At 74.8% G+C, this 13,966-nt stretch carries 9 protein-coding genes; 4 read left to right on the top strand and 5 right to left on the bottom strand.

The window, feature by feature from the left end; genetic code table 11:
* Positions 1–187: 187 nt before the first annotated feature.
* Entirely contained in the window at positions 188–775 is a 588-nt protein-coding gene (locus NUM_RS29190; protein WP_207128174.1) for a VOC family protein, read from the bottom strand.
* Between the two features lie 244 nt (positions 776–1,019).
* Between NUM_RS29190 and NUM_RS29185 the strand changes: the two genes are divergently transcribed.
* From NUM_RS29185 to NUM_RS29175, 3 genes are all read left to right on the top strand, one after another.
* Positions 1,020–1,913 (top strand): universal stress protein, encoded by an 894-nt coding sequence (locus NUM_RS29185; protein ID WP_207128173.1) that lies wholly within the window; start codon positions 1,020–1,022, stop codon positions 1,911–1,913.
* Between the two features lie 41 nt (positions 1,914–1,954).
* Complete coding sequence (locus NUM_RS29180) at positions 1,955–2,854, top strand: amidohydrolase family protein (protein ID WP_207128172.1); 900 nt, start codon at positions 1,955–1,957, stop codon at positions 2,852–2,854.
* 104 nt (positions 2,855–2,958) lie between these two features.
* Positions 2,959–4,005: a zinc-dependent alcohol dehydrogenase family protein gene (locus NUM_RS29175; RefSeq protein ID WP_207128171.1), complete on the top strand. Its 1,047-nt coding sequence runs from the start codon at positions 2,959–2,961 to the stop codon at positions 4,003–4,005.
* Positions 4,006–4,014: 9 nt separating this feature from the next.
* Here the strand turns inward: NUM_RS29175 and NUM_RS29170 are convergent, their stop codons facing one another.
* The 4 genes from NUM_RS29170 to NUM_RS29155 are packed head-to-tail and all read right to left on the bottom strand — an operon-like array spanning position 4,015 to position 11,649.
* Positions 4,015–6,501, bottom strand: a complete 2,487-nt coding sequence (locus NUM_RS29170; protein ID WP_207128170.1) for an NACHT domain-containing protein — start codon at positions 6,499–6,501, stop codon at positions 4,015–4,017.
* Positions 6,502–6,560: 59 nt separating this feature from the next.
* Positions 6,561–7,298 (bottom strand): hypothetical protein, encoded by a 738-nt coding sequence (locus NUM_RS29165; protein ID WP_207128169.1) that lies wholly within the window; start codon positions 7,296–7,298, stop codon positions 6,561–6,563.
* Complete coding sequence (locus NUM_RS29160) at positions 7,295–8,512, bottom strand: aminotransferase class I/II-fold pyridoxal phosphate-dependent enzyme (RefSeq protein WP_207128168.1); 1,218 nt, start codon at positions 8,510–8,512, stop codon at positions 7,295–7,297. Before NUM_RS29160 ends, NUM_RS29165 begins: the two co-directional genes overlap by 4 nt.
* A 29-nt stretch (positions 8,513–8,541) precedes the next feature.
* Entirely contained in the window at positions 8,542–11,649 is a 3,108-nt protein-coding gene (locus NUM_RS29155) for a putative bifunctional diguanylate cyclase/phosphodiesterase (RefSeq protein ID WP_207128167.1), read from the bottom strand.
* Between the two features lie 197 nt (positions 11,650–11,846).
* On the opposite strand from NUM_RS29155, the gene NUM_RS29150 reads away from it, so the two are divergent.
* Positions 11,847–13,949 carry an MMPL family transporter gene (locus tag NUM_RS29150; protein WP_207128166.1) on the top strand — a complete coding sequence of 701 codons (2,103 nt, stop codon included), beginning with the start codon at positions 11,847–11,849 and terminating at the stop codon, positions 13,947–13,949.
* Positions 13,950–13,966 lie beyond the last annotated feature (17 nt).

The raw sequence follows: 13,966 nt of genomic DNA, 5'->3' as shown, positions 1-13,966 counted from the left end.
GCGAACCGCCGGCGACGGCCCGGGCGCGGCCCGGACGGGATGGATCGGCGCGGCGGCGCGGCGCCGGGTCGGCGGCGAGGCGGCGGCTGCGCGATCAGGTCGGCGGCGAGGCGGCGGGTGCGGGGCCGGGTCGGCGGCGCGGCGGCGGGGCGGCGGGGCGCGGATCCGCTCGGCGGCGGGGCGCCGGTCAGGCCGGCTGGATCAGCTCCACGGTGGCGCCGGACGGGTCGTGCAGGTAGCCGTACCGTGGCCCGGGCCCGGCGAATTCACCCGGTACCGGTGGGTCCGTCCGGTGCCAGCCGGCGTCGTCGGCCGCGGCGAGCACCGCGTCGAGGTCGTCCACCATCAGCGCGAGCCGCATGCCCTTGACGTCGAACGCGCGGTACCGGCCGGGCGGGCCCGGCGCGAGCTCGATGCGGCGGCCACCGGCGCTGAGCACCACGTGCAGCGACGGCGCCCCGCCCGTACCGGAGGGGCCGGCCGGGCCGCTCGCCGCGGTCACGTCGAACCCGAGCACGTCGCGCCACAGCGTCAGCGACATCCCGAGCTGCGACCCGGCGGGTGGCGCCGGGCCGTCGGTCGACTCCGGCAGCCAGCGCACCGTACCGGTGCGGAACCAGATCCGGGGATCGTCCGGGTCGGTCGCCTCGACCGTGCCGCCGCGGCGGCGATCCTGCACCAGCTCAAAGACCACCCAGGTGGCGATGGCAAGCAGATAGGCGCCGGCGACGGCCCCGAAGGCCGGAACCACCCAGCTAGCGCCCAAAGCTGTCACCGGCCTGAATCCCCTCTCATTTTTGCCTGGGCAAGTATCGGGGTTGCCGCGCGGTGCGGCGTTCGGCCGAACGGGCGAGGTGCGGCGCCCGATCGGCCGGTGTCGTCGCCGCGAGGACCGGGTCCGCGGGCCGCCGCGCCGGTACGATCATGGGTACCCACCCCCCCGTCGTCCGGTCCGGACCGGACCGCTGGTCGGCAGCACCGACGAACACGAGACCGACGGTTGGTAGGGAGGCAACGACATGACCGGTACCGCCAACCCGCCGATCCTGGCCGGCGTCGACGGCTCGCCCGCGAGCCTGGCGGCCGCACGGTGGGCCGCCGACGCGGCGACGCTGCGCCGGCACCCGCTGCGGCTGGTCGCCGCGTTCCGCTGGCCCGCCCAGGCGTACACGGTGCGGGCCCGGGGCGAGCTGCCCGACACCGAAGCGATCCGGGACGAGGCCCGCCGGCAGCTCGCCGCCGAGGTCGACCGGCTGCGCGGCGAGTACCCGGACATCGCGATCGACGGTGACTTCGTCGAGGCGTCGCCGGCCCGGGTGCTGGTGGAGCGCTCCGCCGATGCGGCGCTGACCGTGGTCGGTCAGCGCGGCCTCGGCGGCCTGTCCGGGCTGCTGCTCGGCTCGGTCAGCGCCCAGGTCGCCGCGCACGCCAGCGGCCCGGTCGTGGTCGTCCCGGCGACCGAGAACGTACCGCCGTCCGACGCCGACCGCCCGGTCGTGGTCGGGGTGGACGGCTCGGCGCTGTCCGAGGCGGCGATCGAGTTCGCGTTCGCCGAGGCGTCCTGGCGGCGGGCCCGGCTGGTCGCCGTGCACGCCTGGATGGCGCCCGGCTCCGACCGCCCGCACGACCGCGTCCCGCTGTACTACAACCTCGACGAGGTGGCCGAGGAGGAGCGGCGGATGCTCTCCGAGTCGCTCGCCGGCTGGCGGGCCGAGTACCCGGACGTGCCGGTCGAACCGGTGCTGGTGCACGGCACGCCGGTGCCGGAGCTGCTGCAGCGCAGCGCCGACGCCTGGCTGCTCGCGGTCGGCTCGCGCGGCCGCGGCGGCTTCGCCGGACTGGTACTCGGCTCGACCAGCCGCTCGCTGCTGCACCGGGCGCCGTGCCCGGTCGCCGTGCTCCGCTCGCGCTGACCGGTGGGTGGCCGGGGCGGGCCGGCTCGTACGATCGGGCGATGCCGATCCTGCCGCCGGACGACGACGGGGCGGTGCCGGGCTACCTGCGCTCGCTCGGCCTGCCCGGCGCGATCGACCTGCACGTGCACTTCCTGCCGGACCGGGTGCTGCACAAGGTGTGGCGCTACTTCGACGGTGCGGGGTCACTGCTCGGGGTGGACTGGCCGATCACGTACCGCTGGGCGCAGCCGGCGCGGCTGGCGCACCTGCGCTCGCTGGGCGTGCTGCGGTTCCCGGCGCTGGTCTACCCGCACAAGCCCGGCATGGCGCGCTGGCTCAACGACTGGGCGCTGGACTTCGCCGCGGCGACGCCGGACTGCCTGCCGTCGGCGACGTTCTTCCCCGAGCCGGACGCGGTCGGCTACCTGACCGGCGCGCTGCGCCGCGGTGCCGTGGTGGTCAAGTCGCACCTGCAGGTCGGCGGGTACGACCCGCGTGACCCGCTGCTCGACGGGGTCTGGGCGCTGCTCGCCGCGCACCGGATCCCGGTGGTCTGCCACTGCGGCCGCGGCCCGGAGGAGGGCGCGTTCACCGGCGTCGGGCCGATCGCCGAGGTGCTGGCCCGCCATCCCGGCCTGCGGCTGGTGGTGGCGCACCTGGGCATGCCGGACTACGCGGACTTCCTCGATCTGGCCCAGCAGCACGAGCACGTGTACCTGGACACCACGATGGCGTTCACCGACTTCACCGAGCGGATCGCGCCATTCCCCGCGGAGCTGGTGCCGCGGCTCGACGCACTGGCCGACCGGATCGTGCTCGGCTCCGACTTCCCGAACATCCCGTACCCGTACGCGCACCAGCTCGCCGTGCTGCACCGGCTCGGCCTCGGGCCGGACTGGCTGCGCGCGGTGCTGCACGACAACGCCGCCCAGCTGCTCGCCGACGTCGCCGCGGCGTGACCACCTGCACACCGCCACCGGCCGGTACGGACCCTAGGGTCGATGGGAGGGCCGTGGCGGCTGCACGGATGCGGGCCCTCGGGGCCGGCGAGGTGGGAGGGCGCATGGGCGAGACGATGACCGGGGTGTACCTGCCGGGCGGGAGCACCGTGCGTCTCGCTTCGGTGCCGGTACCGGTGCCCGGGCCGGGTCAGGTGCTGCTGCGGGTGGGCGCCTCCACGATCTGCGGCAGCGACCTGCGCGCCATCTACCGGGAGCACCTCGGCGCCGGCCCGGAGGCGTACCAGGACGTGATCGCCGGGCACGAGCCGGCCGGCACCGTGGTCGAGGTCGGGCCGCAGGTGCGCGGGCTGGCGGTGGACGACCGGGTGGTGGTCTACCACATCAGCGGGTGCGGGCGGTGCGCCGACTGCCGGCTCGGGTACCAGATCAGCTGCACCTCGCCGGAGCGCGCCGCGTACGGCTGGCAGCGCGACGGCGGGCACGCGCAGTTCCTGCTGGCACAGGCGCGCGACTGCCTGCCGCTGCCCCCGGAACTGTCCATGGTGGACGGTGCCTGCGTCGCGTGCGGTTTCGGCACCGCGTACGAGGGGCTGTGCCGCGCCGCGGTCTGCGGTGCGGACCGGTTGCTGGTGGTCGGGCTCGGCCCGGTGGGGCAGGCGGTCGGGCTGCTCGGCGGCCGGCTCGGTGCGCCGCTGCGGATCGGCGTCGACGTCGACGAACGCCGGCTCTCCGCCGCCCTGGAGCTGGGTGCGATCGACCACGCGGTGACCGTCGATGCGGCGGACACCGCGATCGCGGAGCTGACCGGGGGAGCGGGCTGCGAGGTGGCGGTGGACTGCTCCGGTGCCACCGCCGGCCGCACCCTCGCGGTCCGCGGCACCGCCCGCCGCGGACGGGTCGTCCTGCTCGGCGAGGGCGCCCGGCTCGACGTCGAGGCGAGCCCGCTGCTGCTGCACCGGCAGCTGACCGTGCACGGGTCCTGGGTGACCAGCACGTACCGGATGGCCGAGCTGCTCGACCGGCTGGCCCGCTGGCGGCTGCACCCCGAGGTCGTGGTCACCGACCGGTTCGACCTCGCCGACGCCGCCACCGCCTACCGCGTCGCCGACACCGGCCACCGCGGCAAGGTCGCGCTGCTGCCCGGCTGACCGCCGCCGTCACCGGTCGCTCCGGCCCGCCTGCCACGACCCCGGCGAGCGGCTCCGGTGTCGGGCGGCGGCGACCGCGCGCTCGGTGAGCGTCGCCGTGTCGACGGTGAGCGAGCCCCAGAAGTCGTCGTCCGCGTCGTCCGGGCGCGCCGGCCACCCGACCGGCCAGCCCGGGCGCGCCGACGACGCGGCGAGGAACCGCTGGTACGCCTCGCGCTGCGCCGCCGGTGCCGCCGCCCACCGCCGGGCGGCCGTCGCCGCCCACGCCCACCGCGGCGGCACCGCGGCCAGTGCCGCCGGGACGACCCGCTCGTACCAGCGGGACCGCTGGTAGTCGTCCCGCAGCCGGACGCGCAGCCGCTCGTGCCGGAACTGGTACTCGGTGCCGACCTGGCGCAGCACGCCGCGGCGGTGCGCGTCGGACAGGAAGTCGAGCGTGCGCCACGGCAGCCGCCCGCGCAGGGCGAGCCACAGCCGGGCCGACAGGTACGCCTGGGACGGCGCGGAGGACGAGCCGCCCAGCAGGAGCCGCAACGGCAGCATGACCGCGGTGTAACCGGCGACGAACAGCACGACGATCGGCCCCGCGTACAGTGCGGTGAGGCCGACCAGCGCGATCGCACCGAGCACCGAGTCGGCGAGGTCGGCGCGCCGATCGGCCCGCGCCACCGCCAGCGGGTCGGCGGCCCGGTCGTCGGCCGGCGCGAGCACGAACCGGCCCGGCCGCCGGAGCCCGAGCGGCGCGAGCAGTCCCAGCAGGACGGTCGCACCGGCGATGCCAGGCCCGTGCGCCAGGGTCGCGGCGACGAGTGCAGCCGCCGTCTGCGGCTCGTACAGCATCAGCGCCAGGAACGGTGGGCCCGTCACCAGGAACACGGAGCCGACGACACCGGACAGCCACCGTTCCGGTACCCGGGCGGCCGAGCACCGCAGCTGCCGCGGCACCGGCTCGGCATCCTCCGCCACCAGCTCGACCATGACCGCGACGAAGGCGGCCAGCAGGACGACGGCGAGTACCGGGGCGCTGCGCAGCTGCACGGTGGTCCATGCCCAGCCGCGATCCGCGTACCGCTCGCTGCTTCCCGCGGTGAGCAGCGCCAGCTCCGCCCGCAACGGCGTACCCAGCGGGCCGCCCAGCAGCGCGCCGAGCGCCGTGCCCGGGCGTCCCCGCGCGGCAGCGTCGACGATGCCGGTCAGCAGCCCGGCCAACCCCCACACCAGGCCGGCCGCGAGACCGAACCGGATCGCCCGCCACAGCATCCGGCCGGCGGGCATGCCGCGCCGCAGCTGCCACCAGGTGAGCCCACCGGTACGCGCGCCGTCGGCCTGGGTGGCGAGGAACCCGAGCCAGCGACCGATCCGGCCCGGTGGCCACGCCCGCGGTGTGCCGGAGCGATACGCGGCGGCGACGAACGTGTCGAGCAGGTGGCCCTCGATGCCGTCCCGGTCCGGCAGCGCGTCCCGGTCGGCCAGGACACTCGGCGAGCTGGCCGGCGACTCGTACGCGGTGCGGGCCAGCCAGAGCATCAGCGGGGTGCTGAGCGCCCGGGCGAGCGGACCGTCGGGTTCGTCCCGCAGCCGATCGAACACCGCCGACCACCGGTCCGCCGGTACCACCGCCGTCGCCTCGGACAGGTAGGCGCGCTGCTGGTCCGGGTCGACCGGGCGCAGCTCGACCTCGGTGGCCCGGCCGATCGGCCGCCCGCCGTGCTCGATCGCGACCCGGTACTGCTCGGTGCGGCAGGTGACCACCAGCGGCGTGGTGGAGCCGGCGTCGTTGATCCGGGCGATCAGCGTCGGGTGTCGGGTCGGCGGTACCTCGTCCAGCCCGTCGATGATCGGCAGGACGTGGCCGCCGGTCACCAGCATCGCGGCGACCGTCGTACGGGTGCCGGTCGCGGTGCGGACCGGCCGGGACAGCCCGGGGTGCCCGCGGCCCAGTTCCGCCGCCAGCCACTCGTCCAGCTCGGATCCGGTGTCCCAGCCGGTCGCCGGGACGATCACCGGCACCCGGCCGCCCGGTCGGCGGGCCAGCAGCTCCCGCAGCAGGCGGATCACCAGGACGCTCTTGCCCGCTCCCGGCGCACCGAGCACGACCAGCCGGGCCGGTTCGGCGCGCAGGTACTCCTCGGCGAGCGAGCCGGCGTGGTCGGCACCATCGGTGCGCCGCCAGCGCACCGTGAGCGGTGCCGGGTCGTGGATGCGGCGAATGCGTTCCTCGCCCGCCCAGCGGGCGTCCAGGTCGGCGGCCAGCTGGTCGAGGATGGCGGGCACGTCGACGTCGGTGAGCGGCGGCGGGCGGCGAGTCCAGCCCACCAGTCGCAGCACCAGCGGGCCGAGCAACGCGAGCAGCGCCAGGAAGAACGCGCCGACGCTGGCCAGCTGGTCGGCCTGGCTCAGCCCGCGCCGGTAGAGGTAGCCGCCGAGCAGGTAGAGCCCGATCGACGTGGCGGCGAGGACGACGGAGACGACGAACCAGCGGCGGCGGGCGGGCACGCCATCCATGATCGCCGGGCGGCGCAATCGGTGCGCCGCCGCGGTGGTGGCCGGCAGGGTCAGCGGCGGCGGGCGTGCAGGACGAGCATGCCCTCGTCACCGTAGGCCGGCAGGGTGTCGTCGCGCCCGACGGCGGTGATCTGCAGGTCGTCGACCAGCGGCTCGAACACCTCGTGCAGCGTCTCGGCGGTGACCGGCAGCCCGGGCCAGACCGATCCGTCGCCCAGCCGGTACGTCGGCATCCCGGCCATGAACGCCGCCACCAGGTACCCGCCCGGGCGTACCGCGGCGACGTAGCTGTCGCACAGCGACCGGAACTCGGCCGGCTCGGCGGTCACGCTCTCCGCGACGAAGTGCATCGACGCCAGGTCGTACGGCGGGGCCGGCGGCGCGGTCAGCGGCGCGCGGTGCACGTGCACCACCGACAGTGCCTCCCGCATGGTCGCCGGCAGCGCCGGGTCGAGCCGCCGGCACTCCGCGTAGAACGGCTGCCAGCTCGGCTCCGGTCCGTCCGCCAGGGCACGCCGCAGGTACGCCACCCCGGCGGCGCCCGGCTCGACCGCGTCGATGTGCCGGCTCGCCGCCGCGGCCAGCAGCAGCGGGTACAGGTTGGGCCCGGCGCCGAACTCCACCGTGCGGTGCAGCGACCCGGGCTCGATCCGTTGGTACAGCGCCGAATGCGCGGCGATCACCGCCGCGTCGCTGGGATGCAGGGTGCGGTAGTTCTCGGCCAGGTACTGCTCGACCGGCCAGGCGTCCCAGTCCGCGTCGGCGTTGCGCCGTGGCTCCGCGGTCATGCCTGCTCCCGGGGCAGCTTGAAGCGGTCCGCCAGCTCGATCAGCACGGCGTTGAGCGTGTCGATCTCGGCGTCGGTGTTGGCCGCGGTGACCTGGATGCGGACGCCGACCTCGTCCCGCGGTACCAGCGGGTAGGGCGCGAGCGTGACGTAGATGCCGCGGTCGTACAGGAACTGGCCCACCTCGGCGATCCCGGCGGCGCCGATCGGCAGCTCGATCACCGGCAGCCCGCTGCGGTTCGGCGTGACCAGCCCCAGCGTCCGTACCGTGTCGAGCACCCGGGCGGTGCGCCGGTACAGGTCGGCGCGCAGCGCGTCGCCGCGCCGCTCGTTGACGTCCAGCCCGGCGAGCACGGTCGCCAGCGACGCGGTCGGCGACGGCCCGGAGTACAGGTACGGGGCGGCCGCGATCTTCAGGTGCTCCTTGACCGGCGTGGGCAGCGCGAGGAACGCCAGCAGCGACGAGTACGCCTTCGAGCAGCCGCCGACGAGGATCACGTGGTCGTAGCCCACGTCGAGGTGGCGCAGCACGCTGTTGCCGCGCATCCCGTACGGGCTGGTCTCGCCCGGCTGCCGCTCACCGATCACGCCGAAGCCGTGCGCGTCGTCGACGTAGCAGGTGGCGTCGTAGCGGGCGCAGACCGCGGCGATGTCCGCCAGGTCCGGCAGGTTGCCGGTCATGCTGTTGACCCCGTCCAGGCATACCAGACGCGGCGCCGCGGCCCGCGCCAGTGCGGTACGCAGCCCGTCCAGGTCCTCGGCGCGGAAGCGTTGCAGGGTGGCGCCGGTGGTGGTCGCCGCCTTCGCCGCGTCGTAGAGGGAACGGTGGCCGCGGGCCTCGACGAACACGGTGCCGCCGGCGGCCAGCGCCGGTACGACCGCGTCGTGGATGAGCGTGATGGTGGGCAGTGCGAGCACGTCGGGGGCGTGCAGCAGCTCGGTCAGCCGGTCCTCGACGTCGACGTACAGGCGCGGGCTGCCGAGCAGCCGGGACCAGCTCGGGTGGGTGCCCCAGCGGCGCACCGCCGGTGCGATCGCGGCCTGGATCTCCGGTTCCAGGTCGAAGCCGAGGTAGTTGCAGGAGGCGAAGTCGATCAGCCAGTCGTCGCCGATCCTGATCCGGCGGCCGTCGATCTCGTCGATCACCGCGTCGCACATCGGGTGGGTCCGCTGCAGCTCGGCGAGGTCCGGCCAGCGGGTCGAGGGGAGGGCCATGGCGGTGTCCTTCCTGGGGGTCGGGTCGGTCATCGGTCGTTGGAGGCGGCGAGCAGCCGCTGCGCCTCGCCCGGCGGCACCGGCTTGGAGAACAGGTACCCCTGGCCGAATCCGCAGCCGATCTCGATGAGCAGGTCGCGCTGCTGCGCGGTCTCGATGCCCTCGGCGATCAGCTGCACCCCGAACGTGTCGGTGATCCGGATGATGCCCTCCATCAGGCGCAGATCCTGCTGGTTGCGGGCGATCCCGCGGACGAACGACTTGTCGATCTTGATCACGTCGATCGGCAGCTCGCGCAGGTAGCTCAGCGAGGAGTACCCGGTGCCGAAGTCGTCGATGGCCAGCCGCACCCCGAGCGCCTTCAACGCGCGCAGGTCGGCCTCGACCTGGTCGTGCCGGCCCATCAGCACGCTCTCGGTCAGCTCCAGTACCAGCGCCTCGCCGGGCAGCTGCGCGGAGTCCAGCGCCGCGCGGACCCCGGCGACGAACCCGCCGTCGTGCAGCTGCCGGGCCGAGACGTTGACGCTGACGTACGGCGGGGTCGGCCAGTTGCCGGCGCGCCGCCAGCCGGCCAGGTCGGCGGTGGCGCGCTGCAGCACCCAGGCGCCGAGCTGCACGATGTGCCCGGTCTCCTCGGCCAGCGTGATGAACCGCTCCGGCAGCACCACGCCGTGCCGCCGGGTGGGCCAGCGGGCGAGCGCCTCCATCGCCACGATCCGGTCGTCGGCCAGTTCCACGATCGGCTGGTAGCTCAGCCGGAACTCGTCGCCGCGCACCGCCTCCTCCAGCTGCGCGGACAGCGCCCGGCTCTCCAGCATCCCGGTGTGCAGCTCCGGCTGGAACCGGCACCACTGGCGGCGGCCGGCGGCCTTCGCCGCGTACACCGCGAGGTCGGCGTGCCGCAGCATCTCGTCCACGTCGCCGGACTCGGCGGAGGTGGCGATCCCGACGCTGGCGGTGGCCCGGGTGGTCCCGTCGGTCAGCGTGTACGGCAGGGCCAGCGTGTCGGTGAGCCCGGCGGCGATGCGTTCCAGGTCGGCCACCGAGTCGACGTCCTCCAGCAGCAGCGCGAACTCGTCGCCGCCCAGTCGGGCCGCGGTGTCGGCGCTGCGGACCGAACCGGCGAGCCGGTTGGCGACCGCGACCAGCAGCCCGTCGCCGGCCGAGTGTCCCAGCGTGTCGTTGACGATCTTGAAGTCGTCCAGGTCGACGAACATCACCGCGGCGAGCTTGCCGGTACGCCGGGAGCGGGCCAGCGCGTGCGCCACCCGGTCGGCGAACAGCGGCCGGTTCGCGAGGCCGGTCAGCGGGTCGTGGAACGCCCGGTGCCGCAGCTCGGCCTCCAGCCGGCGACGCGCGGTGACGTCGCGCAGGGTCAACACCAGCCCCTTGACCGTCGGATCGGAACGCAGGTTGGCGTAGCGGACCTCCCAGAAGACCTCGCCGTCGCTGTCGGCCGACAGCCGCCACTCCTCGTGTCCCTCGGCCGAGTCGTACGCGCGCATCCGGCCCAGCGAGGCCACCACCCGGCCCCGGTCGGTACCCCCGACCAGCTCCGGCAGCGGCTGCCCGGGCAGCGGCGGCTCGCCGAACATCGCCGCCGCCGACGGGCTCGCGTACCGCACGATGTCGCCCTCGTCGACGATCAGGATGACGTCGAACGAGTTGTGCACCAGGGTCCGGAAGTACGCCTCGCTCTTGCGCCGGCCGACCTCCTCGGCGAGATCGACCCGGCCGACCGCGAGCGCGATCTGCGCGGCGAGCGTCTCCAGCGCGTCCTGGCTCGCGGCGAGCGCCACCTTGTCCGCTCCGACCATCAGCACCCCGCCCGGCTGCGTCGCCGACACGCGTTGCGCGGCGAGCGCGCAGATCAGTACGCTGCCGGAGCCGCGGAACCGGTCGGCCAGCGGCGCCGGCAGCCCGGCGGCCGGCGTGATGGTCGTCGGTGTCTCGCCGAGCCGCACCTCCCGGACGGCGGCGATGCTGCCGCGTGGCCAGGTCAGCGGTTCCGGATCGTCGGTGACCTCCACCATCCGGTCGTCGCGGCCGACCGCGGCGAGGGTCCGGTGCGGGACGCCGGCGGGTACCAGCCGGCCGACCGCCTGCTGCATCCGGTCCCGGATCTGACCGTGGTCCAGGGCGCCGACCAGGTCGGCGGCGGAGGCCCGCAGCGCACGCTCGCGTTCCACCGCCCGTCGATGCGTCCGGACCACCCCGGCCAGCCGCAGGATGACCAGCGTGAACAGCACGATCGTCGCGCCGATGCCGGCCCGGATGAACGACTGGTCGTGGATGACCACCTCGACCAGCAACAGCACCGGCGGGATCAGTGCCGCGGCGCTGATCAGGATCAGCCGGTACAGCGGGAGCAGGCCGGCCGGTTTGTGCGGCAACGGTCTGGTGAGGCCCACCATGGACGGCCACAGGGCGGCGAGCCCCCAGGCCCAGTAGAACAGCAGCCAGCCGATGTCGACGCCGCTGCCGACCGCCCAGCGGCCGTTGAGCTGCAGCAGTCCGTACACCACGTCGGAGCCGAGGATGCCGGCGGTGCCGATGGTCAGCAGCCGTACGGACGGGTTGCGGATGCCGTCCGGGGAGAACACCAGCCGCGCCAGCATCAGCAGCATCAGCACGTCGCCCAGCGGGTACGCCATGCCGACGATGCGGCTGAGCGGATCGTCCTCGGCGCGCAACGGACGGATCAGGAACACCCAGGACAGCAGGGCGACGCCACCGGTGACGATCAGCGCGTCGATCACCGCACCCATGTCGCGGCCGGTGCGGTACCGGTTGAAACCGGTGAGACCGATCGCGAACAGCGGATAGGTGGCGAGGTACAGCACGTCGGCGGCGGACGGGTAGGGGTTCACCGCGCCGAAGTAGGTGGTGAGCACGTTGTAGACGGTGTCGCCGGAGCTGTAGGCCAGGTTGGCGGCGGCCAGCAGCAGCCACGGCCAGATCCGCGCCGGTCGGTACAGCACGATGCCGGCGATGATGCCGCCGACGCAGGTGAGGCCGATCAACCCCCAGGTGACCAGGTGCCAGTCGGGGCGGGCGAAGTATCCGGCGGCGAGCACCACCATCCACGCCGAGTACCCGGCGGCCAGCCGCCAGGTCAGCTCCGGCCGTGCGGCCATGCGCTACCCCCCGACGCCGGCTGCCGGTACCACGGCGAGCGGCACCGGTGGAAGACCACGATACGCCCGACTTCCACCACGGAACGTTATCTCGCCTGCCGGGTGAGACACCTCGCCCCCGTCGGCGTTCGGGCGCGCCCGGACGCCGCGGATGTGCCAGGATCGTCGACACGACGGAGAGACGAGGGGGTCCGGCCGTGTCGGCCAGGCGGGTGGTGTGGTGGGTGGTGCCCGCGCTGCTGGTGTTGCTCTGGCTGGTCGGCGCCGGTCCGCAGGGCGCGAGCATCGGCAAGCTCGCCGACGTGCAGACCAACGACAACTCCTCGTTCCTGCCCACCTCGTCGGAGTCGACCGAGGTCGCGCACCAGGTCTCCCGGTTCACCGAGCCGGGCGTCGTGCCCGCCGTCGTGGTGTACTCGGCGGCCGCGCCGCTGACCGGCCCGCAGCGGGCGCGCGTCGCCGCCGACGCGAGGTCGCTGGGCCGGCTGCCCGGCCTGCGCGGCGCGGTCGTCGGCCCGCTCCTCAGCGCCGACCACCGCGCGGCGCAGCTGGTCGTGCCGCTCGACTCGGCCGGCGACGTGGCCGGCGCGGTGGACACGATCCGGCACACCGCCCGGGACGGCGCCGGCCTGAGGGCGCACGTGACCGGGCCGGCCGGGCTGTCGGCCGACCTAGGCGCCGCGTTCGCCGGCATCGACGGGCGGTTACTGCTGGTCACCGGCGTCCTGGTGTTCCTGATCCTGATCGTGGTCTACCGCTCGCCGCTGCTGCCGGTGGTCGTCCTGGCCACCGCGACGCTGGCGCTGGCCGCCGCCGGCGGGGTCATCTACCAGCTCGCCCGGCACGACGTGCTGGAACTGAGCGGGATGAGCCAGGGCATCCTGTTCATCCTCGTGATCGGCGCCTGTACCGACTACGGGCTGCTGCTCGTCGCCCGGTTCCGGGAGGAACTGCACCGGCACGCGGATCGGCGCCGGGCCCTGACCGCCGCGTACCGGGCGGCGCTGGAGCCGATCGCGGCGAGCGGCGGCACGGTGATCCTCGGCGTGCTCTGCCTGCTCGTCACCAACCTCAAGTCCACCCACGACCTCGGGCCGGTGGCGGCGATCGGCATCGGCGCCTCGCTGCTCGCCGCGCTCACCTTCCTGCCGGCCTGCCTGCTGCTGCTCGGCCGGGCCGCGTTCTGGCCGTTCGCCCCCCGGTACGGCACGTCCCGCACCCGGGGCCGTGCGGGGTCGGGCGGTGCGGGGCTGTGGGGCCGCATCGCCGCGTTCGTCGGCCGGTACCCGCGACGCTGCTGGCTGGTGGTCGGCGGCGTGCTGCTGGTCGTCGCGGTGGCGTTCCTGCCGCAGCTGCACGCCAGCGGTACCAAGCAGACCGACGTGTTCCTGCACACCGAGGACTCGGTGACCGGGCAGCAGGTGCTGGCCGAACACTTCCCGGCCGGCGCCGGCAACCCGACCCAGATCACCGCCCGCGCCGGCGCCGCCGACCGGGTGGTCGCGGTGACCCGGTCGGTGCCCGGTGTCGCGCCGACGTCGGTGGCGGTGGTCGGCGCCGGCGGCCGGCCCGGTGCCGGACCGGCCAAGGTGGTCGACGGCCGGGTACTGGTGGAGGCGACGCTCGCCGACGCGCCCGACTCGGCGGCCGCCATCGACACCGTGCACCGGCTGCGGGACCGGCTCGCGTCGGTACCGGGTGCCGACGCGAAGGTCGGCGGGTTCACCGCGATCCAGGCCGACACCAACGCCACCTCCGAGCACGACCGTACGGTGGTCATCCCGCTGGTGCTCGCGGTCGTGCTGGTGGTGCTGGTCCTGCTGCTGCGGGCGGTGGTGGCGCCACTGGTGCTGATCGCGAGCGTGGTGCTGTCGTTCGCCGCCACGCTCGGGGTGGCCGCGCTGGTGTTCAACCACCTGTTCGACTTCCCCGGCGCGGACCCGGCGGTACCGCTGTTCGCGTTCGTGTTCCTGGTCGCGCTCGGGGTGGACTACAACATCTTCCTGATGAGCCGGGTCCGGGAGGAGTCGGTACGGCGGGGCACCCGGGACGGCACGCTGCACGCGCTGCGCGCCACCGGCGGCGTCATCACCTCCGCCGGCGTGGTGCTCGCGGCGACCTTCGCCGCGCTCGCGGTGCTGCCGATCCTGTTCCTGGTGCAGGTGGCTTTCCTGGTCGCGTTCGGCGTCCTGCTGGACACCATCCTGGTGCGCTCGCTGCTGGTACCGGCGGCGATCCTGGACCTCGGCCGGGCGAGCTGGTGGCCGGGCCGGCTGTCCCGCCGCCCGGTCGCGCGCTGACCGAAGGGGCGGCCCAG

This window comes from Actinocatenispora comari (genome assembly GCF_017312725.1).
Taxonomy (GTDB): domain Bacteria; phylum Actinomycetota; class Actinomycetes; order Mycobacteriales; family Micromonosporaceae; genus Actinocatenispora; species Actinocatenispora comari.
The sequence above is the reverse complement of the archived record's forward strand: the minus strand, read 5'-3'. Positions and strand labels throughout refer to the sequence as shown.

Excerpts from the sequence above, each read along its gene's own strand:
- NUM_RS29165 (WP_207128169.1), bottom strand. The coding sequence starts at position 7,298 with ATGACCGCGGAGCCACGGCGCAACGCCGACGCGGACTGGGACGCCTGG.
- NUM_RS29175 (WP_207128171.1), top strand. The coding sequence starts at position 2,959 with ATGGGCGAGACGATGACCGGGGTGTACCTGCCGGGCGGGAGCACCGTG.
- NUM_RS29160 (WP_207128168.1), bottom strand. The coding sequence starts at position 8,512 with ATGGCCCTCCCCTCGACCCGCTGGCCGGACCTCGCCGAGCTGCAGCGG.
- NUM_RS29180 (WP_207128172.1), top strand. The coding sequence starts at position 1,955 with ATGCCGATCCTGCCGCCGGACGACGACGGGGCGGTGCCGGGCTACCTG.
- NUM_RS29155 (WP_207128167.1), bottom strand. The coding sequence starts at position 11,649 with ATGGCCGCACGGCCGGAGCTGACCTGGCGGCTGGCCGCCGGGTACTCG.
- NUM_RS29185 (WP_207128173.1), top strand. The coding sequence starts at position 1,020 with ATGACCGGTACCGCCAACCCGCCGATCCTGGCCGGCGTCGACGGCTCG.